General features: G+C 43.5%; 20 protein-coding genes. All 20 read right to left on the bottom strand.

The features are described from left to right. Positions 1 to 240 precede the first annotated feature (240 nt). Complete coding sequence (codY, locus tag BV11031_RS09870) at positions 241 to 1,020, bottom strand: GTP-sensing pleiotropic transcriptional regulator CodY (RefSeq protein WP_003238551.1); 780 nt, start codon at positions 1,018 to 1,020, stop codon at positions 241 to 243. A 39-nt stretch (positions 1,021 to 1,059) separates the two neighbouring features. Next, positions 1,060 to 2,463 (bottom strand): ATP-dependent protease ATPase subunit HslU, encoded by a 1,404-nt coding sequence (gene hslU, locus BV11031_RS09875; RefSeq protein WP_010331107.1) that lies wholly within the window; start codon positions 2,461 to 2,463, stop codon positions 1,060 to 1,062. A 16-nt stretch (positions 2,464 to 2,479) separates the two neighbouring features. Continuing rightward, the gene (gene clpQ / locus BV11031_RS09880) at positions 2,480 to 3,025 is read right to left on the bottom strand and encodes an ATP-dependent protease subunit ClpQ (protein WP_010331108.1); all 546 of its coding nucleotides are present in this window, start codon (positions 3,023 to 3,025) and stop codon (positions 2,480 to 2,482) included. Between the two features lie 12 nt (positions 3,026 to 3,037). Next, positions 3,038 to 3,952: a tyrosine recombinase XerC gene (gene xerC / locus BV11031_RS09885; RefSeq protein WP_010331109.1), complete on the bottom strand. Its 915-nt coding sequence runs from the start codon at positions 3,950 to 3,952 to the stop codon at positions 3,038 to 3,040. Between the two features lie 66 nt (positions 3,953 to 4,018). Beyond that, the gene (gene trmFO / locus BV11031_RS09890; RefSeq protein ID WP_010331110.1) at positions 4,019 to 5,326 is read right to left on the bottom strand and encodes an FADH(2)-oxidizing methylenetetrahydrofolate--tRNA-(uracil(54)-C(5))-methyltransferase TrmFO; all 1,308 of its coding nucleotides are present in this window, start codon (positions 5,324 to 5,326) and stop codon (positions 4,019 to 4,021) included. Positions 5,327 to 5,401: 75 nt separating this feature from the next. Beyond that, positions 5,402 to 7,477, bottom strand: coding sequence for a type I DNA topoisomerase (gene topA, locus BV11031_RS09895; protein WP_010331111.1), 2,076 nt, complete (start codon positions 7,475 to 7,477; stop codon positions 5,402 to 5,404). A gap of 186 nt (positions 7,478 to 7,663) precedes the next feature. Next, positions 7,664 to 8,557 (bottom strand): DNA-processing protein DprA, encoded by an 894-nt coding sequence (dprA, locus tag BV11031_RS09900; RefSeq protein ID WP_010331112.1) that lies wholly within the window; start codon positions 8,555 to 8,557, stop codon positions 7,664 to 7,666. 60 nt (positions 8,558 to 8,617) lie between these two features. Beyond that, on the bottom strand, positions 8,618 to 9,520 hold the full coding sequence (gene sucD, locus BV11031_RS09905; protein ID WP_121642564.1) for a succinate--CoA ligase subunit alpha: 903 nt from the start codon (positions 9,518 to 9,520) through the stop codon (positions 8,618 to 8,620). A gap of 28 nt (positions 9,521 to 9,548) precedes the next feature. After that, positions 9,549 to 10,706, bottom strand: coding sequence for an ADP-forming succinate--CoA ligase subunit beta (gene sucC, locus BV11031_RS09910; protein ID WP_039073947.1), 1,158 nt, complete (start codon positions 10,704 to 10,706; stop codon positions 9,549 to 9,551). 174 nt (positions 10,707 to 10,880) lie between these two features. Then, positions 10,881 to 11,162 carry a FlhB-like flagellar biosynthesis protein gene (locus tag BV11031_RS09915; RefSeq protein ID WP_010331114.1) on the bottom strand — a complete coding sequence of 94 codons (282 nt, stop codon included), beginning with the start codon at positions 11,160 to 11,162 and terminating at the stop codon, positions 10,881 to 10,883. Beyond that, complete coding sequence (locus tag BV11031_RS09920; RefSeq protein ID WP_129550749.1) at positions 11,159 to 12,898, bottom strand: hypothetical protein; 1,740 nt, start codon at positions 12,896 to 12,898, stop codon at positions 11,159 to 11,161. Before BV11031_RS09920 ends, BV11031_RS09915 begins: the two co-directional genes overlap by 4 nt. Before the next feature lie 29 nt (positions 12,899 to 12,927). After that, positions 12,928 to 13,695 (bottom strand): ribonuclease HII, encoded by a 768-nt coding sequence (locus tag BV11031_RS09925; RefSeq protein WP_121642562.1) that lies wholly within the window; start codon positions 13,693 to 13,695, stop codon positions 12,928 to 12,930. 70 nt (positions 13,696 to 13,765) lie between these two features. Further along, entirely contained in the window at positions 13,766 to 14,614 is an 849-nt protein-coding gene (gene ylqF, locus BV11031_RS09930; protein ID WP_129550750.1) for a ribosome biogenesis GTPase YlqF, read from the bottom strand. A 143-nt stretch (positions 14,615 to 14,757) separates the two neighbouring features. Further along, a complete protein-coding gene (rplS, locus tag BV11031_RS09935; RefSeq protein ID WP_003220825.1) occupies positions 14,758 to 15,105 on the bottom strand; it encodes a 50S ribosomal protein L19 in 348 nt (115 codons plus the stop codon). 140 nt (positions 15,106 to 15,245) lie between these two features. Further along, complete coding sequence (gene trmD, locus BV11031_RS09940) at positions 15,246 to 15,977, bottom strand: tRNA (guanosine(37)-N1)-methyltransferase TrmD (protein ID WP_010331116.1); 732 nt, start codon at positions 15,975 to 15,977, stop codon at positions 15,246 to 15,248. Further along, on the bottom strand, positions 15,974 to 16,498 hold the full coding sequence (gene rimM, locus BV11031_RS09945; RefSeq protein ID WP_010331117.1) for a ribosome maturation factor RimM: 525 nt from the start codon (positions 16,496 to 16,498) through the stop codon (positions 15,974 to 15,976). The genes trmD and rimM overlap by 4 nt, the downstream gene beginning before the upstream one ends. 4 nt (positions 16,499 to 16,502) lie before the next feature. Next, positions 16,503 to 16,889 carry a YlqD family protein gene (locus tag BV11031_RS09950; protein ID WP_010331118.1) on the bottom strand — a complete coding sequence of 129 codons (387 nt, stop codon included), beginning with the start codon at positions 16,887 to 16,889 and terminating at the stop codon, positions 16,503 to 16,505. A gap of 121 nt (positions 16,890 to 17,010) precedes the next feature. Beyond that, positions 17,011 to 17,256, bottom strand: a complete 246-nt coding sequence (locus tag BV11031_RS09955) for a KH domain-containing protein (protein ID WP_039073942.1) — start codon at positions 17,254 to 17,256, stop codon at positions 17,011 to 17,013. Further along, positions 17,256 to 17,528, bottom strand: a complete 273-nt coding sequence (gene rpsP / locus BV11031_RS09960; RefSeq protein ID WP_003220815.1) for a 30S ribosomal protein S16 — start codon at positions 17,526 to 17,528, stop codon at positions 17,256 to 17,258. The genes BV11031_RS09955 and rpsP overlap by 1 nt, the downstream gene beginning before the upstream one ends. A 105-nt stretch (positions 17,529 to 17,633) precedes the next feature. Next, complete coding sequence (gene ffh / locus BV11031_RS09965; protein WP_010327872.1) at positions 17,634 to 18,974, bottom strand: signal recognition particle protein; 1,341 nt, start codon at positions 18,972 to 18,974, stop codon at positions 17,634 to 17,636. Between the last annotated feature and the right edge of the window lie 13 nt (positions 18,975 to 18,987).

An 18,987-nucleotide genomic window follows, 5' to 3' on the forward strand; every position in this document is an offset into this window, starting at 1 on the left:
ACTAGGTATATAGTCCTAGATTATTAGAACTATGTTTTTCACCTTGATATAAGCCTGAAAATAGCAGAATTTCTGTTTTTTCGACATTTTTCTCAACTTTTTTAAGCCATTTTTATGGGAATTGTTAGATTTATTAAAAATATGACAAAGAAAGACTTTCAACCCAGGAAATAAAGCTTATCAATTTCCTTTATTTGAGTATAAAAAAAGAACCCCTTTAAAGGAGTTCTTTTTCGATGATTAATGAGATTTTAAATTTTCTAATTCAATTAGGAATTTGTTGTTAAGGACTTTAATATAAGTCCCTTTCATTCCTAATGATCTTGACTCGATGACACCGGCGCTTTCCAGCTTTCTCAGTGCGTTAACAATAACAGAACGGGTAATGCCGACGCGGTCTGCGATTTTACTTGCAACGAGCAGGCCTTCGTTTCCGTCAAGCTCTTCAAAAATGTGCTCAATCGCTTCAAGCTCACTATAAGAAAGAGAGCTGATGGCCATTTGTACGACAGCTTTGCTTCTTGCTTCCTCTTCGATTTCTTCTGCTTTTTCTCGCAAGATTTCCATTCCGACAACAGTTGCACCGTATTCTGCGAGAATTAAATCATCGTCATGAAATTGATCCTGTAAACGTGAAAGAATGAGCGTTCCTAATCTTTCTCCGCCTCCGATGATCGGTACGATTGTTGTTAAGCCAGCCTGGAACAGGTCTCTGTTCTCAACAGGGAAAGCGGTATATTCACTATTAATATCCAAGTTAGAAGATGTTTCAGGCACATTAAACAGATTTTTTGTATACTCTTCAGGGAATTGACGATCTTCAAGCATTTTTTTCATACGATCATTTTCGATTTGCTGGTTAATAGAATATCCAAGGAGTTTGCCTCTGCGGCTTACAACGAAAATATTGGAATCGATTACGTCCCGCAGCGTCTCCGCCATTTCCTTGAAGTTCACCGGTTTCCCTGCCGCAGCTTGCAGCATGGAGTTAATAATTCTTGTTTTTTGTAATAAAGCCATGATAAATAATCCTCCTAAATATTCCTCATATTAAATTTTTCACAATATAAATTGACTTAAATCTTTGTTTTTGGCTATCGTTCCGAGCTTATCTTCGACATACTGCGGTGTAATTGTTATTTTCTCCATTGTTACATCAGGAGCTTCAAACGACAGGTCTTCTAATAGGCGTTCAAGTATTGTATGAAGGCGTCTCGCACCGATATTGTCTGTGTCCTGGTTCACATGATACGCTACTTCAGCAATCTTATGAATAGCTTCGTCAGAAAATTCAAGAGATATACCTTCTGTCTGCAATAATGCCTGATATTGTTTCAGCAGCGCATTATCCGGCTCCACTAAAATTCTCACAAAATCGTGAACCGTGAGTTTGCTCAGTTCTACACGAATCGGGAAACGCCCCTGCAGCTCAGGAATCAAATCAGATGGTTTGGCCATATGAAACGCTCCTGCTGCAATAAATAACACATGGTCTGTTTTCACCGAACCGTATTTAGTGACAACGGTAGAACCCTCTACGATTGGGAGGATATCCCGCTGAACACCTTCTCTTGATACATCGGCAGAGGATGACGCGCCGCCGTTTTTTGCAATTTTATCAATCTCGTCGATAAAGATAATTCCGCTCTCTTCTGCTCTCTGAACAGCTTCCTGGCCGACTTCATCCATATCGATAAGCTTACTTGCTTCTTCATTCGTCAGGACTTTTCTCGCTTCTCTGACTGTCATTTTACGCCGTTTCTTCTTCTTTGGCATTAATCCGCTTAGCGCGTCCTGCATATTCATGCCCATCTGCTCCATACCCGAGCCCTGCAGCATGTCAAACATAGAAGGCTGCTGTTCTTCGACTTCTACTGTTACATAGTGGTCTTCTAGCTCTCCTAAAGCCAGCTGATGCGCCATGCGCTTTCTTTTTTCTTCAATGTTTGCTTCTTCCTGGCTCTCCGCTTCATCTTCGCCACTTGGCTGGTTGCCGCCAAAAAACATTTCAAACGGATTTTTAACGCCAGATTGTTTTTTCTTTCCAGGAACTAGCAGGCGTACAATGCGCTTATTTGCATTCTCTTCAGCCTGATCCTTTACTTCATTGATTTTTTCTTCTTTTATAAGCCGAACAGAAGTCTCCACAAGGTCTCTGACCATTGATTCAACATCTCTGCCTACATAGCCGACTTCGGTAAATTTTGTTGCTTCAATTTTGATAAATGGCGCACCTGAGAGCTTGGCGATTCGTCTGGCAATTTCAGTTTTTCCAACGCCGGTAGGCCCCATCATTAAAATGTTTTTCGGAACGACTTCATCCTTCAATTTTTCATCTAGAAGACTTCTTCTATAGCGGTTTCTTAATGCCACGGCGACAGCTTTTTTCGCGTTTTGCTGACCGACAATATATTGGTCTAACCGATCTACAATCTGCCTTGGTGTTAACGGTTTATTTTCCATGCGCCTCAAGTCCTTTCTATTCAAGTTCTTCCAGTATGATTTGATCGTTCGTGTAAACACAAATTTCGCCCGCTGTTTCTAACGCGGCTCTGGCAATTTCACTTGCAGACATATTTTCACCGGCATGTTTTTTCAAAGCTCTCCCGGCCGCTAAAGCGTAATTGCCTCCTGATCCAATCGCGAGAATGCCGTCATCTGGTTCGATTACCTCGCCTGTTCCCGATACAAGCAGCAAAGTATCCTGGTTCATAACGATTAGCATGGCTTCAAGCTTTCTAAGCACTTTATCGCTGCGCCATTCCTTTGCAAGCTCAACAGCGGCTCGTTTTAAGTTGCCATTATACTCTTCAAGTTTAGCTTCAAACTTTTCAAATAAAGTGAAAGCGTCTGCAACAGATCCCGCAAACCCAGCAAGAACCTTGCCGTTAAACAGTTTTCTCACTTTTCTTGCAGTGTGTTTCATGACAACAGCCTGACCGAATGTTACTTGGCCGTCTCCGGACATAGCACTTCGTCCCTTATGCTGCACGGCAAATATTGTGGTCGCATGAAAAGATGACATAAGAGGCCTCCTTTAATTTTTCTTAAAAGCTCTTGGATGGTGAGACATATATGTGTTTCTCAACATTTCCTTCGAAACGTGCGTGTATATCTGTGTCGAAGACAGATTGGAATGCCCGAGCAGCTCTTGAACGCTTCTCAAATCTGCTCCTTCGTTTAACAGATGAGTGGCGAACGTATGTCGAAGCATATGCGGATGGATATGTAAAGTACCGGACGCTTTTTGAACCAGCCCGCTTAAAATATGCCTGATGCCTCGGGCTGTAAGCGGTCCGCCTCTTTGATTCACGAATAATAGATCATGAGGTTCTTTTGCTTTCATCAGCAAGCACTGTCTTCCGCTATTCATATATAACTTCAACGCTTCGCGGGCGTAAGACCCAAAGGGGATATAGCGTTGCTTCTTGCCCTTACCGTGAACAAGCACAGTGTCCATAAATAAATCAACATTGTTAACAGTTATCGAACAGCATTCACTGACCCTCATTCCGGTGGCATAGAGAAGCTCCAACAACGCTTGATCCCTCATTCCGGCCGGCTGGCTTATATCTGAAACTTCAAACAGCTCCTCAAGCTCTTTTTGATATAGAAACTTCGGTATCCGTTTTTCTTGTTTCGGCAGATGAACAAGCTGAAACGGATTTTCTTCAACAAGCTTTTCCCGCATCAGAAACTTATAAAAGCTTCTTAATGCAGATATCTTTTTGCTTATCGTTCTTCTCGATAAACCTTTTTCATAGGCTTCAGTCAAAAAAATCCTAGTATCCTGATATGCAGCTTCTTCAAATCCATTTATACCTTGAACGCGCAGAAAAGTCTCGAATTCTTCAATTGAATCCACATAATTCACAATAGTATATTGTGAATAATTTTTTTCAATTTGTAAATATTCAACGAATAACTTTACGAAATTCTTAACATTCTCCATGCCTAAACCTCCCCAGAAAGGGCTTTTAAATGGTATCACAAATCGCGTTCAGGTTGCAATCAATACCTATATTGTTTTCGAAATTGTTTGAATTGTCTCAATTGCACGGTTCGCGTATTGTTCATTCCGCTCTTTTTTATTTTTAATTTTAACAGGCAATTCTTTCAAAAGCCCAAAGTTCGCATTCATCGGCTGAAAGTTCTTCTGGTTTGTTGTTGTAATATAGTGAGCCATACTGCCTATTGCTGTTTCCTGAGGGAAAGTGACCAGCTCTTCTCCTAGTACAAGTTTAGCCGCATTAATGCCTGCAATGAGTCCTGATGCAGCTGATTCCACGTACCCTTCTACACCCGTCATTTGGCCTGCAAAGAACAAATCAGTGCGGTTTTTAAATTGATAAGTCGGCTTTAACAGGCTTGGAGAGTTAATAAATGTATTTCTGTGCATTACGCCATATCTGACGATTTCTACATTTTCCAGCCCCGGAATCAATTTGAGAACTTCCTTTTGGTCTCCCCATTTTAAATGAGTCTGGAACCCTACAATATTATAGAGTGTCCCTGCAGCATCATCCTGTCTGAGCTGAACAACAGCATAAGGACGTTTTCCTGTAACAGGATGCTCTAATCCAACCGGCTTCATCGGTCCGAAAAGCATTGTTTTCTTTCCGCGTTTTGCCATTACTTCAATCGGCATGCATCCTTCAAAGAAAATTTCTTTTTCAAATTCTTTTAAAGGAACTGTTTCTGCTGATGTTAATGCTTCATGAAAACGGTCAAACTCTTCTTCTGTCATCGGGCAGTTTAAGTACGCCGCTTCACCTTTATCATAACGGGATTTCAAGTATACTTTATCCATATCAAGGCTGTCTTTTTCTACAATTGGCGCCGCTGCGTCATAAAAATATAAATAGTCTTCTCCTGTCAGCTCTTTCAGCTGGGCAGACAGCGATTCAGACGTTAACGGTCCTGTCGCGATAATTGTTGGACCTTCTGGAATTTCTGTCACTTCTTCATTCATAACGGTTACGTTCGGATGGTTTTTTACCCGATTTGTCACGCTTGCGGCAAATTCATGTCGGTCTACCGCGAGAGCACCGCCGGCAGGCACCGAACATTCGTCAGCAGCCGCGATGATTGCTGAGTCTAGCACCCGCATTTCTTCCTTTAATACACCGACAGCATTAGCAAGTGTGTTGGAGCGCAGAGAGTTGCTGCACACCAGTTCGGCAAATTTATCTGTATGGTGAGCAGGCGTTTGTTTAACAGGACGCATTTCATATAATTTGACTTGAATTCCCCGTTTAGCAAGCTGCCAAGCCGCTTCACTTCCTGCGAGTCCGGCTCCGATTACATTCACTGTTTGTTGGTTCATCTTTCACATCTCCTAGTTTATTATTCAAGGTCTTCTTTTAACACACAAAGAAGGTGAGCAAGACCCTGCTCACCGCTACTTCTGTGGTTCTTCCTTATAATCGCATTCCACGCATTGGACTTGTATGCCTTTTTTGAGTTTTTTCTCGACGAGCATTTTTCCGCATTTCGGGCATTTTCGTTCAATTGGTTTGTCCCAGGAAACGAATTCACATTCCGGATAACGGTCACAACCGTAAAAAATCCGTTTCTTTTTCGATTTTCGTTCAACAATATTTCCTTCACCGCAGCTCGGGCACTTCACGCCGATTTGTTTCACAATCGGTTTTGTATTCCGGCAGTCCGGGAAATTGGAGCAAGCTAAGAATTTACCGTATCGGCCCATTTTATATACCATTGGGGAACTGCACAGTTCACAATCTTCCCCTGCGTATTCAGGCTCGATTTCAACTTCTTTCATTTCCGCTTCAGCTTTTTTCACGCGTTTTTCAAAATCGGCGTAGAAGTTATCAATAATCTTAACCCATTCGGTATCGCCTTCTTCAACATAATCAAGGTCTTTTTCCATTTTCGCTGTAAATTCAACGTTAATGATTTCAGGGAAAAATTCCATCATCGAGTCTAATACAATTTGCCCCAGTTCTGTTGGAACAAAACGTTTATTATCCAAAGACACGTAGCCGCGCCGCTGAATGGTATCAAGCGTCGGAGCATATGTGGAAGGACGGCCGATACCGAGTTCTTCCATGGTTTTCACGAGCCTTGCTTCTGTATATCGCGGAGGAGGCTGGGTAAAATGCTGCTCCGGTTCTATATCTTTTGATAATACTGTGTCGCCTTCTTTTAAGTCAGGCAACATCCGGTTTTTTTCTTCCGTTTGGTCGTCTTTTCCTTCAACATACACCTTCATAAACCCGGAAAACTTGACTTTACTTCCATTTGCACGAAATGTCAAACCATTGTTCCCCAGGTCGACACTCATTGTGTCGAGAACTGCAGGTGCCATTTGGCTGGCAACAAAGCGTTCCCAAATTAATTTATACAATCTCATCTGATCTCTGCCGAGTACTGCTTTTAATTCACTAGGTTTTCTGAGAACCGATGTCGGACGGATGGCTTCGTGGGCATCCTGAGCATTTTCATTCTTTTTCGCAGGTTTTCGTTTGCCGCCTAAAAACTCTTTGCCGTATGCCTGATCAATAAATGCAGCAGCTTCATCAACCGCTGTATTTGAAATGCGGGTTGAATCCGTTCTCATATATGTGATCAAACCGACTGTTCCTTCTCTTCCAAGATCGATTCCTTCATATAATTGCTGTGCAATCATCATCGTTTTCTTCGCTCTGAAATTGAGTTTGCGAGCCGCTTCCTGCTGCAGGGTGGAAGTGGTAAAAGGCAAGGCTGGATTACGTTTCCGTTCCTTTTTCGTTACTTTTTCAACTGTATATTTATTGCCTTTGAGCTGAGAAAGAATGTCTTTTACGTCTGCTTCACTATTTAATGGAAGTTTTTTGCCGTTTTTTCCGAAAAAGCCCGCCTCGAACGATTCCTTTCCTTTTAAAAACGTACCGCCTATTGTCCAATATTCCTCCGGCTTAAAGTCGTTAATTTCCTTTTCACGGTCAATAATCAAACGGAGGGCAACGGATTGGACGCGGCCTGCGCTAAGTCCTTTCTTGACTTTTTTCCATAGAATAGGACTGATTTTATATCCTACAAGCCTGTCTAAAACACGTCTCGCCTGCTGTGCATCCACTAAATCCATATTGATCATGCGGGGATGCTTAAACGATTCCTTAATGGCGTCTTTTGTAATTTCGTTAAACACCACCCGGCAGTCTGAATCGAGATCTAAATCAAGGCTGTGCGCCAAGTGCCATGCAATCGCTTCCCCTTCTCTGTCGGGGTCGGCCGCGAGATAGACTTTTTTCGCTTTTTTCGCAGCCGTTTTCAGCTCTTTTAATACCGGGCCTTTGCCTCGAATGGTAATATATTTCGGCTCGAAATTCTGTTCTATGTCAACTCCCATTTGACTTTTTGGGAGATCCCGGACATGTCCCATTGATGCTTTCACTTTATATTTTTTACCTAAGTAACGTTCAATCGTTTTCGCCTTAGCAGGCGATTCCACGATGACTAGATAATCAGACATTTTCATCCCCCTCAAGAGGTGTTCTCTCTCTTTTCAAGTATTTCAATCTTATTTTTACTGCTGTCTTTATTTGGCTTCCAACATTTCATTCTTTATGATGAACATTATTATTTAAATAGAAAACAATATGCAACTTCAAATCCTCACTATTATTAAATATTACAACGCCATTTGTCAAACGATAATTCAAAAGGGTTCCGTATATTGAACGTTTCTCTCAGGAAGCTCCTCGAAAATATCCTCTGCTGACCATATGGCTTTAGCCCCCTGCTGGATCAGTTTTATAGGACCTCCGGCGTAAGGATCAAATAATGAACCGGGTACGGCAAAAACTTCTCTCCCTTGTTCCAGTGCTTGATATGCAGTAATCAGAGAACCGCTTTTTTCTTTGCCCTGCACGACAATAACGCCTTCACTTAATCCGCTGATGATACGATTTCTCATAGGAAAATGCCATTTTTGGGGTTTCGTTTCAGGTGGATGCTCTGACAGAAGGATATGGTGTTTCGCCATGTGATCTGCTAACTGAAGGTTTTCGCGGGGATAAATGTGTTGAAATCCCCCTGCAATAACGCCGATTGTCCGCCCCTTCGCCTTAATGCTTGCCGCATGGGACATTCCGTCTATCCCAGACGCCAGCCCGCTGACAATCACCCACTCTTTGCGGCAAAGCTCTTTTGTAAGGTGGTTAACAACATGTATCCCATAAGCTGTTGGATTTCTTGTCCCTACAATTCCAATTTTCCTCCCTTGAGAAAGAAGGGCCATATCACCCTTTGCAAACAGGACGGCGGGGGGATCATAAATCGTTTTCAGCCAGAAAGGATATTGTTTAGAAGAAATCGGGATGGGGATAATGCCTTGCCCACGGTAAGCAGCAAGTACACGCTGAAGCTTTGGATAATGTTCTTCAATTTTGTTCTTTAATGCAGCTGCCTTTTCTTTATCGCGAGTAACAGTTTCTAAAACAGGTGATGTCAGCGACATAGATGCATCGGCTTTCCACCATTTTAATAGAAGAGATGGGGATAATAGTTGATTGATTCTGCAGATCATTAAACAGGCAGCGGCCTGATCCAATATATTGACCTCCTTTTTGACAGAAAAAGCAGGAACAGCCTTGGCGGCTGTCCCTTTTTATTAATGCGTTTTGCAAGTCTCGAACAAGTTTTTTTCTTTCAGCACCTTAATTAAGGTTTCACCCATTACAGAAGGTGTCTCTGCAACTTCGATACCGCATGCATTAAGGGTTTTGATTTTTTCATCAGCTGTACCTTTTCCGCCGGAAATAATGGCGCCGGCATGCCCCATGCGCTTCCCTGGCGGTGCTGTTTTACCACCGATAAAACCGACTACCGGTTTTGTCATGTTGGCTTTTACCCACTCTGCCGCTTCCTCTTCGGCAGTACCGCCGATTTCACCGATCATAATGACAGCATGTGTATCAGGATCTTCGTTAAACGCTTTTAAAACATCAATAAAATTTGTTCCATTTACAGGGTCGCCGCCGATTCCGACAGCTGTAGATTGTCCTACACCTGCTTCTGAAAGCTGATGCACCGCTTCGTATGTTAATGTTCCTGAACGCGATACTACGCCTACATGGCCTTTTTTATGGATATATCCAGGCATAATGCCGATTTTACATTCTTCAGGCGTGATGACACCAGGGCAGTTCGGCCCTATCAATCTCGTTTTCTTGCCTTCCATAAAGCGTTTGACCTTTACCATATCCAGAACCGGGATATGTTCAGTGATGCAGATCACAAGATCAAGCTCCGCATCTACCGCTTCCATAATCGCATCAGCTGCAAACGGTGCCGGCACATAAATAACAGACGCGTTAGCACCGGTCGTTTGAACTGCGTCAGCCACCGTATTAAATACAGGAACACCTTCCGCTTCAGTCCCGCCTTTTCCAGGTGTTACACCGCCTACGATATTTGTGCCGTATTCGAGCATCTGTTTCGTATGAAATAAAGCGGTAGAACCTGTAATTCCTTGCACAATAACTCTTGTATCTTTATTAATAAAAACACTCATTATCTGGTCCCCTGCCTTTCATTCTTTCCTAAACTAAGGATACGATTTTCTGCGCGCCGTCAGCCATGGATTCCGCAGATGTAATATTTAATCCTGATTCACTAAGGATTTTCTTCCCTAGATCCACGTTTGTGCCTTCTAGACGGACGACAAGCGGCAATGTTAAACCGACTTGTCTTGTCGCTTCAACAACCCCTTCTGCGATGACATCACATTTCATAATGCCGCCGAAAATGTTGACAAAAATCCCTTTAACGTTTTGATCTGAAAGAATGATTTTAAATGCTTCCGTGACTTTTTCCGCGGTTGCACCGCCCCCCACATCAAGGAAGTTGGCCGGTTCTCCTCCGTAATGCTTGATAATATCCATTGTTGACATCGCAAGTCCCGCGCCGTTAACCATACAGCCGATGTTTCCATCAAGAGAAATGTAGCTTAGATCATATTTGGAAGCTTCGATTTCTTTCGGATCTTCCTCATCCAAATCTCTGTATTCCATAATGTCCTTTTGTCTATACAACGCATTGCTGTCGAAATTCAATTTCGCATCAAGCGCCATCACATTTCCGTCGCCGGTAACAACGAGCGGGTTGATTTCAGCGATTGAGCAGTCTTTTTCAACAAACGCTTTATATAGTCCAAGCATAAATTTAGCAGCTTTTCCCACGAGCTCTTTTGGAATATTAATAGCGAATGCGATTTCTCTGGCTTGATAGCCTTGGAGGCCGACAGCCGGATCAATAACAGCTTTTATGATTTTTTCCGGTGTTTTTTCCGCAACTTCTTCGATTTCTGTTCCGCCTTCTTCAGAAGCCATCAGAACGATTCTGGAAGTGGCGCGGTCAAGCACAAGACCCACGTAGTATTCTTTTTTAATATCGCAGCCTTCTTCAATAAGTAAGCGTTTTATTACTTGGCCGTCCGGACCGGTCTGATGTGTTACTAGAGTCTTCCCTAAGAGTTCTTCGGCATACGCTTTCACATCGTCTAATGATTTTGCTATTTTTACCCCACCAGCTTTGCCTCGACCGCCAGCATGAATTTGAGCCTTTACGACATAAACCGAGCTGGATAAGTTCTTTGCTTTCTCAACTGCTTCTTCTGCTGTAAAAGCCACTTTACCTTCAGGAACAGATACCCCATATTTTCTGAGGACTTCTTTTCCCTGGTATTCATGGATATTCATTTCCCATCCTCCTAACTTATGTAACAAAACTAAAATAGACTGCGCTTTCATTCTATAATAATACTGGAAGAATTGTCTAGAGTTCGATGCAAAATCTTTAAATCCTTCTAAACATTCAAACTTTTATTTTATTAAAAACATAAAATTTCAAACAGAGGATGGGGAATATTATTGTTATTTTTTGTTTTTTACGCTTTCGTCCAATCTGTAAATGAACGAAAAAATCTCTGCTACCGTTTCGTAAAGAGCTTCCGGGATTTGATCATCTACAGTCAAATGGCGCATTAATTCGACAAGGGTCCGATCTTCTTGTATCGGAACCCCTGCCTTTTTTGCTTCTTTGATAATGTTGTCGGCTACATGGCCTTTCCCTGTCGCAACCACTCTCGGCGCCTTGTCTTTTTGTTCGTCATAATGGAGAGCCATAGCTTTTCTGGCTGGCATCTGCTCTTTCATATTTTCACATCCACTTCCCGGTCACTGATGCTTGTTACATATTGGTCAATTGCAGCCTTCTCTTCGGTGTGAATTCTTTTTTTAGCGTTCACCCCTGAAAGGCTGTACCCCATTTCCATAAGACCCTGTTTAAGTGCAGGCACCATCGGATCGATCGCAGCCTGAAGGTCAAATTCAGTCTCAATTGTAATAGTCATGACTTTTTGCTGTATCAAGCAATCAACAACCGTTTCTTTTAACGTATCCAGCTGCAGCAAAAACAAAAGGCGGCAATGGGAAGGATCAAGCTTTCCATCGGCTTCTTTCTTGCCTTTGAACAGAACTGTCATATCCTGAACGCCTGACTTCGAAAATAGCGGAAATGACAGCACAATTTGGCTGTATGACGGGTGATGCTGCTGCATGAAAAGCTGGCCGTTTAATTTGTGAAAAAGCTGATCGGCTTCCTGTTTGATAGGTTCCGCTACCTCATGCGACCCTCTTGCGGCCTGAAGAGCCAGCTTGATGGATTGTATTTCATCAGGAGGGGCCCCGGCGCTCCCTTGTTCAAACGCTTTAATGAATGCAAGCTCGTCCCTTGCGCCGATTGCCATTTTCACTTTGGCCAAGAAAGAAAGAACATCTGCCTTATCGGCCAGACTAGGTGCAGTTTGCTGAACAGCCTTTAAAAAGACTTCGGCTTCCTGATCTGTGACTTGTGCAGCCTGTAAAACAGCTGAAGCGGCAGGTGACGGTGACTTACTGTCCCCCGATAAAGCAGCCGCCTTCAGCCAATTTGCTGCTTCTTTTACAAGTTGAAGATTGTTTTTTTCTGCAGATTCCGTCAGCTTTGTCAGCAGCTGCCGGGCTTCTTTCATCGGAATGTCCGCTACGGTTTTAGCGGGCGCTTCTTGTATGCTTCTCTGTTCCGCTGGATGGTTTACAGGCGGCAAGCCGGCCTTTTCGAGAGAGCCGGATGGTGCGCTAAGCTCCCTGTTTCCGGCTGTAGTGCCTGAAGAAGGCGCTTTGGTATTGTCCGTTATAGAGACAAGCTTATCGATCAGACGTTCTGCATGGACATCGACTTCACTATTAAAAAGCGTTGTAATAGCTTCTTTTAGCTTTGTCATCATTTGGCTCTGCTGAGGATTTTGATTGATAGCCTGAAGCAGCTTGGATACGTGCTGATGGAGCGGAACAGGCGATTTCACAGCATGTATGCCGCTCAAAACCTCGGGGTGAATGGGTAATTCACGTTTTAAAGCGAACAAGACCGTTTCAATCGCTTTTTTTGTATCTGACGCAGGCAGTGTATCCATCCAGCGAACAGCTGTTTTAATATCATTTTCTGTTACCGGTGTTTTGCTCTTCAGCATCGCTCCTGCCATCATTAGAGCAGCGTTTGTCTGCTTTACCGATATGGCATTCAGAAGCTTTCCAGCGGCTTCCTGAATGGTTTTGGGATGTTGGTCAAAGCTTTGAACGACCTGAAGACGGCCTGTTTGTTCTGACGTTTTTTTTTCGTAGGAAAACCAATAGTACGCCTGAGGACGAAGCTGAGTTTCAAGTTTTCCCTGGACAGTTTGATTGCCGACTTGGATCAATGCATGCTGATCGCCTAATAAACGAAGGACTTTTCCTAAAAGAAGGCGCTTCTCCCCGTTTTGCGCTTCGCTGACATTTGATGATTCCTGCGGGACTGCTGTATGTTTAAAAAGGTGCTGCAGCGCCTTTTGCATATCATTTCTTATATTCATTTACAAGAGGTGCCTCCTTGTCCATTGATTTATCTGGCAGATTGAACAGGAGCGAAAGTTTTGCGGTGCAATTCAGTCGGGCCGTATGCGGCGAGAGCTTCGAGATGCTCTTTTGTCCCATAGCCTTTATTTTTTTCAAAGCCGTACATAGGATAGGTTTTGGCATAGGCGCTCATCATCCGGTCTCTTGTCACTTTCGCGATGCACGCACCTGCCGCAATAGACACGCTTTTGGCATCGCCTTTTATAATTGACGACTGGTCTATGCCGATCGGTAGCGTCATTGCGTCAACAAGCAAATAATCAGGTGTATCTGACAAATCGTGTATCGCTTTCACCATTGCTACCTTTGAAGCTTCATATATATTGATTTCATCAATGACAGAGGCTTCTACAATTCCTATTCCGACCGCCAGTGCTTCTTTCATAATAAGCTCGTAATATTCGTCACGCTTTTTTTCTGAAAGCTTTTTGGAGTCTGTCAGCCCAAGTATTTCACATTCCTCTGGAAGAATGACTGCGCTGGCGACAACGGGTCCCGCCAATGGACCCCGGCCGACCTCGTCTACACCTGCGATCAAGCGAAATCCTTTGTTTCTTGCCAGCCTTTCAAAGGAAGTCATATTCAGCCATTGTTCTTTCAACGCTTTTTCTTTCGCCTGCTTTTTAAGCCATTGCTCTACAAGCGTTTGAACGCTCTTTCTCGGGTCGTTTTCGCATAGGGTGAGAAATGGGTCCTGCTCATCCTTCACTTCCTGCAAACGGTCTTTAATGTCCTTTACGGTTAATGTATTCACTTTCTCTTCTCCCTTACTGTATGTATCGGTTCGGTCAGGCAAAAATAAAGGCCCGCATTTCTGCGCGCCTTTACTTAGCGGGCTGTTCAAATGACAGCCTGCCGAACTTTTCAGTGCGGATATCGCGAATGATGACTTCAGTCGTCTTATCGTAGTTAATAAGCCCTCCGCTCATGAGACAGCCGCGCTTTTCACCTATTGCATTAAACAGCTCCGCAATGTCCTCTGGGATTTCCTCAAGGCCGTAACGCTCTTTAAGCCGTTCAGGATAGTGTTCTTCGAGAAAACGAAGACCAAACACGGCCACATCCTGCAGATTGATAATTGTGTCTTTAATAGCGCCGGTGACTGCCAGCCTCAAGCCGACAAGCTCGTCTTCAAATTTAGGCCATAAAATCCCCGGTGTATCTAAGAGCTCTAATTCCTTCCCGACTTTAACCCACTGCTGAGATGTCGTAATGCCAGGTCTGTCTCCCGTTTTTGCTATGTTTTTCTTTGCCAGCCGGTTGATAAGCGTTGATTTCCCGACGTTTGGAATGCCGATAATCAAAGCGCGAATTGCTCTAGGCTTCACACCTTTGGCTCTCATCCGGTCAAATTTTTGTTGGAGGATCTCTTTTGACACAGGCACAATTTGATTTAAGCCTTGTCCGTTTACAGAATTTATGGATAAAGAGCGGATCCCTTCCTTTTCAAAGTGCTCTTTCCATTGCTGTGTAACTGCCGCATCTGCTTTGTCAGCTTTGTTTAACAGCATAATTCTCGGTTTATTTTTTAGAATGTCTTCAATCATTGGGTTTCTTGATGACATCGGAATTCTGGCATCTACCAATTCATATACAATATCGATTAATTTTAATTTTTCGGTTACTTCCCTTCTTGCCTTGGCCATATGGCCCGGGAACCATTGAATTGTCATGTGACACGAACACCGCCTTTATCTCTTCAATATGCAAGATTCTTTGTTGTCCTTTATGTATTTTACGATGCCTGTCCGGCATTTTCAAATTGTGTATAAAAAAAGAGCTTGTTACAGGTAACAAGCTCTTTTCGTCGTTATCATTATCGTCTGATCTCTTTAATACGAGCCGCTTTTCCGCGAAGTTCACGCAGGTAGTAAAGCTTAGCACGGCGTACTTTACCGTAACGCACAACTTCGATTTTCGCGATTTTTGGTGTGTGTACAGGGAAAGTACGTTCAACACCAACACCGTAAGAAATCTTACGAACTGTGAACGTTTCGCTGATTCCACCACCACGACGCTTGATCACAACACCTTCAAAGATCTGGATACGCTCACGGTTACCCTCAACAACTTTAACGTGTACACGTAAAGTGTCACCAGGACGGAACGCAGGAAGATCAGTGCGAAGCTGTTCTTTTGTGATATCTTCAATTAGTTTTTGCATCGTTTTCAACTCCTTCCAACAGATGCTCTTGGCCACATAACCCGGCACAGCGGAACATCGTTTTCAAGCTTGCAGCGGATAAGCCCGCTTTAAGCCACAAGTAGTATCTTATCACAATTTCATAGTCTGTGCAATAAAATCTATTCTTTTTCCCATTCAGAAATCCATTTTCTTTGCTGGTCTGTAAGCGGATAGTCTTTCAGAAGATCCGGGCGTCTTACATAGGTTCTTCTGATTGATTCTTTATTCCGCCATTCTTTGATTTTTGCATGGTTTCCTGACAGAAGTGTTTCAGGCACCTTTAAACCTTTGTAATCTGCCGGTCTTGTATAATGCGGGTGCTCTAAGAGGCCGGTGCTGAATGAATCCTCAATATGGGAAGCCTCTTTGCCAAGCACACCCGGAAGCAGTCGTACCACACTGTCTGCAATCATCATTGCAGGGAGCTCGCCGCCGGTCAGGACAAAATCGCCAATGGATATTTCATCCGTTACCAAATGCTCGCGAATGCGTTCATCATAGCCTTCATAGTGGCCGCAAATGAACAGCAAATGCTCTTCCTTCGCTAATTGTTCGGCTTTGTTCTGGGTGAAACGCTCACCTTGCGGGCAAACGAGGATAATACGCGGAGCAGCGGCCGCCTTTGATGTCAGGTCCTCGACCGCGTCAAAAACAGGCTGAGGCTTGAGAACCATGCCTGCGCCGCCGCCATAAGGATAATCATCGACAGTATTGTGCTTATTATCAGAATACTTTCGGAAATTTACGACCTGAAACTGCACCGCGTCTTTATCCTGCGCTTTTTGAAGAATCGATGAACCGAGCACACCTTCAAACATGTCGGGAAACAACGTCAAAAAGTCGATTTTCATTCGTCTATTAATCCTTCCATGAGTTCAACCTCAATTTTCTTTTCGCTGACATCGATATGTTTGACCACTGATTCAATGTAAGGAATCAGCGCGTCTTTTTTCCCATTTCGGCCGATGACCCACACGTCATTAGCTCCAGGCGTCAAAATTTCTTTTACCTTTCCGATTAGTTGGCCGTCCCCGGTAAATACTTCACACCCAATGATTTCGTGGAAATAAAATTCTCCCTCATCCAGCTCTCCTAAATCTTCTTCTGGAACTTTAATGATTGCGTTTTTCAGCTCTTCCACTTCATTCAGGCTTTGTCTTTCTTTAAACTGCAGCAGATGAAATTGTTTATGCAGTCTATGCGTGTTTACCGTTACTTCAACGGGTTCGTTATGTCCGTCCCTAAACAAATACAGCGTGTTGCCCGGCTTGTACCGTTCCTCGGCAAAATCTGTTTTCGAAATCACCCGTACCTCGCCTTTAATTCCGTGGGTATTTACGATTTTACCTACATGAAACCATCGCTTTGTCATATGATCACCTCTGGCGAATTTCAATTACTTGTCCGTCTTTTATGACGATGGTGTTTGCTGCTGTTTTCTCATGCCAGTTATCTCCGGCTTCAATTGTCAGCAGCGCATCGACTTCCTTTTCTTTCATCTCACTGCCAAGCGGCAATGTATGTACTTGAGCAATTTGAAAATCGATTATTTTTATGTTATCTTTCCGCTTTTCTATTGCCTTTTTAAATTGTTCGATCATATCAGGGTTTTGCTGTTCTTTTTCATGTTTTCTTAGCTGAAAATAGAGCTGGCTGCATTCTCGTTCAAGCATTTGTTTCTTTTCGGCAAAAGAAGCTAAAAGCTTTTCCTTGCTGTGCTCGGTTAAGACTTGCATAACGGCTACACGGTGAATAATTTGCATCGCACCAAGCTCCCCGCTTTTAAAACTTTTTTTGGCTCAGGCCTCTCTATTTTGCCTAAGCTTCTATCAGTTTACCCTTTTTTTGCGTGTAAAAAAAGGGGAGGTGCCGGCCCTCTCCCTTTTAGTCAAATATCTCAAATTGAACTTTCTTAGAAGACTGTGCGCCAGCTGCAAATACAGCTGTTCGAATCGCTTTTGCAGTCCGGCCTTGCTTTCCGATAACTTTACCGGTATCTGACTTATGGACAGATAAGCGCAGCGCAATCTTTTGATCGGTTTCTTCTCTTATGACGCGAATGTCATCTGGATGATCAACAAGCGGCGTCACAATTTGGACAATCAAATCTTCCAAGTGTCGATCAGTCATTACTTGCCTTGTTTAGCGTTGTGGAATTTTTCCATGATTCCTTGGCTAGAGAACAAGTTGCGAACTGTATCAGATGGTTTCGCTCCAGTTTGAAGCCATTTAAGAGCAAGCTCTTCGTCGATTTTTACTTCCGCTGGTTTTGCAACCGGGTTGTATGTTCCGACTGTTTCGATGAAACGGCCGTCACGCGGTGAACGAGAATCTGCTACAACAATACGATAGAAAGGAGATTTTTTTGCTCCCATACGTTTTAAACGAATTTTTACTGCCATTTTACTAGCACCTCCGAAAATATTTCAACAAGATAGTATATTAACAATGATAAAAGTGTTTGTAAAGTGTTTTTTCTTAACAACGGTTTTATCATGTATAACCGATTACATAAAAGGTAGCTTAAACCCTTTTTTCTTGCCTTTTGACATGTTTGTCATCTGCTTCATCATTTTTTTCATTTCGTCAAACTGCTTAAGCAGACGGTTGACTTCCTGAACGGATGTCCCGCTCCCTTTCGCAATCCGCTTCCGCCGGCTGGCATTAATGATATCCGGTTGTTCTTTTTCACGAACAGTCATCGATTTGATGATCGCTTCCACATGATTCAGCTGTTTTTCATCCACTTGGATGTTTTTCAGGCCTTTCATTTTGCCGGCACCTGGCATCATTTGCAGAAGCTCATCAAGAGGCCCCATGTTTCTGACCTGCCCGAGCTGCTCCAAAAAATCGTCCAATGTGAAGCTCATGGTTCTCATTTTTTGTTCCAGCTCTTTGGCCTTATCTTCATCGACGCTGGCTTGTGCTTTTTCAATTAATGTCAGCACATCGCCCATACCGAGAATCCTTGATGCCATGCGTTCAGGATGGAACGGTTCTAACGCATCAAGCTTTTCGCCTAGACCAGCGAACTTAATCGGCGTGTTTGTGACCGCGCGAATAGAAAGCGCAGCACCGCCGCGTGTGTCGCCATCAAGCTTAGTCAGCACAACACCGGTTAAACCGAGCTGTTCATTAAAGCTTTGGGCGACATTCACAGCGTCCTGTCCGGTCATTGAATCGACAACCAGGAAAATTTCTTCCGGATTCGCGATTTCCTTCACGCTGGTGAGTTCATCCATCAATTCATGGTCAATATGCAAGCGGCCTGCCGTATCCAAAATGACATAGTCATAATGTTCTTCCTTGGCTTTTTCAATAGCCTGTTTCGCTATTTCTACAGGACTGACCTGATCACCAAGTGAGAAAACAGGCATGTCAAGCTGTTTGCCGAGCGTTTCCAGCTGTTTAATAGCGGCCGGACGGTAAATATCGGCAGCAACCAGCATCGGTTTGCGATTATGCTTTTTGCGCAGCAGGTTCGCAAGCTTACCGCTTGTTGTCGTTTTACCGGCACCTTGGAGACCGACCATCATAATAACAGTCGGCGGCTTTTTTGCAGCGGCGATTTTGCTCTCTTCGCCGCCCATCAGCTCAGTCAGTTCCTCTTGAACAACTTTAATGACCTGCTGGCCGGGCGTCAGACTTTTCATGACGTCTTGGCCTACAGCGCGTTCACTTACTTTTTTGACAAAATCCTTGACTACTTTAAAGTTAACGTCAGCTTCAAGCAGCGCAAGACGAACCTCACGCATCATCTCTTTGACATCTTGTTCGCTGACTTTCCCTTTTCCGCGAATTTTGGAAATCGTCTGCTGCAGTCGGTCGGCTAATCCTTCAAATGCCATAGTTTGCCGCCTC

The organism is Bacillus vallismortis (assembly GCF_004116955.1).
In the GTDB taxonomy this organism is placed as follows: domain Bacteria; phylum Bacillota; class Bacilli; order Bacillales; family Bacillaceae; genus Bacillus; species Bacillus vallismortis.

Bases quoted from the DNA above. Each gene is read 5' to 3' on its own strand.
- rimM (WP_010331117.1), bottom strand. From the start codon at position 16,498: ATGACAAAGCGATGGTTTCATGTAGGTAAAATCGTAAATACCCACGGA.
- trmFO (WP_010331110.1), bottom strand. From the start codon at position 5,326: ATGAACCAACAAACAGTGAATGTAATCGGAGCCGGACTCGCAGGAAGT.
- topA (WP_010331111.1), bottom strand. From the start codon at position 7,477: ATGTCTGATTATCTAGTCATCGTGGAATCGCCTGCTAAGGCGAAAACG.
- hslU (WP_010331107.1), bottom strand. From the start codon at position 2,463: ATGGAAAATAAACCGTTAACACCAAGGCAGATTGTAGATCGGTTAGAC.
- trmD (WP_010331116.1), bottom strand. From the start codon at position 15,977: ATGAAAATCGACTTTTTGACGTTGTTTCCCGACATGTTTGAAGGTGTG.
- BV11031_RS09950 (WP_010331118.1), bottom strand. From the start codon at position 16,889: ATGCAAATTATTCACCGTGTAGCCGTTATGCAAGTCTTAACCGAGCAC.
- sucD (WP_121642564.1), bottom strand. From the start codon at position 9,520: ATGAGTGTTTTTATTAATAAAGATACAAGAGTTATTGTGCAAGGAATT.
- ffh (WP_010327872.1), bottom strand. From the start codon at position 18,974: ATGGCATTTGAAGGATTAGCCGACCGACTGCAGCAGACGATTTCCAAA.
- ylqF (WP_129550750.1), bottom strand. From the start codon at position 14,614: ATGACAATTCAATGGTTCCCGGGCCATATGGCCAAGGCAAGAAGGGAA.
- clpQ (WP_010331108.1), bottom strand. From the start codon at position 3,025: ATGTCATCTTTTCATGCGACCACAATATTTGCCGTGCAGCATAAGGGA.
- BV11031_RS09920 (WP_129550749.1), bottom strand. From the start codon at position 12,898: ATGAATATAAGAAATGATATGCAAAAGGCGCTGCAGCACCTTTTTAAA.
- sucC (WP_039073947.1), bottom strand. From the start codon at position 10,706: ATGAATATCCATGAATACCAGGGAAAAGAAGTCCTCAGAAAATATGGG.
- xerC (WP_010331109.1), bottom strand. From the start codon at position 3,952: ATGGAGAATGTTAAGAATTTCGTAAAGTTATTCGTTGAATATTTACAA.
- rpsP (WP_003220815.1), bottom strand. From the start codon at position 17,528: ATGGCAGTAAAAATTCGTTTAAAACGTATGGGAGCAAAAAAATCTCCT.
- codY (WP_003238551.1), bottom strand. From the start codon at position 1,020: ATGGCTTTATTACAAAAAACAAGAATTATTAACTCCATGCTGCAAGCT.
- BV11031_RS09915 (WP_010331114.1), bottom strand. From the start codon at position 11,162: ATGAAAGAGCAGATGCCAGCCAGAAAAGCTATGGCTCTCCATTATGAC.
- BV11031_RS09955 (WP_039073942.1), bottom strand. From the start codon at position 17,256: ATGACTGATCGACACTTGGAAGATTTGATTGTCCAAATTGTGACGCCG.
- rplS (WP_003220825.1), bottom strand. From the start codon at position 15,105: ATGCAAAAACTAATTGAAGATATCACAAAAGAACAGCTTCGCACTGAT.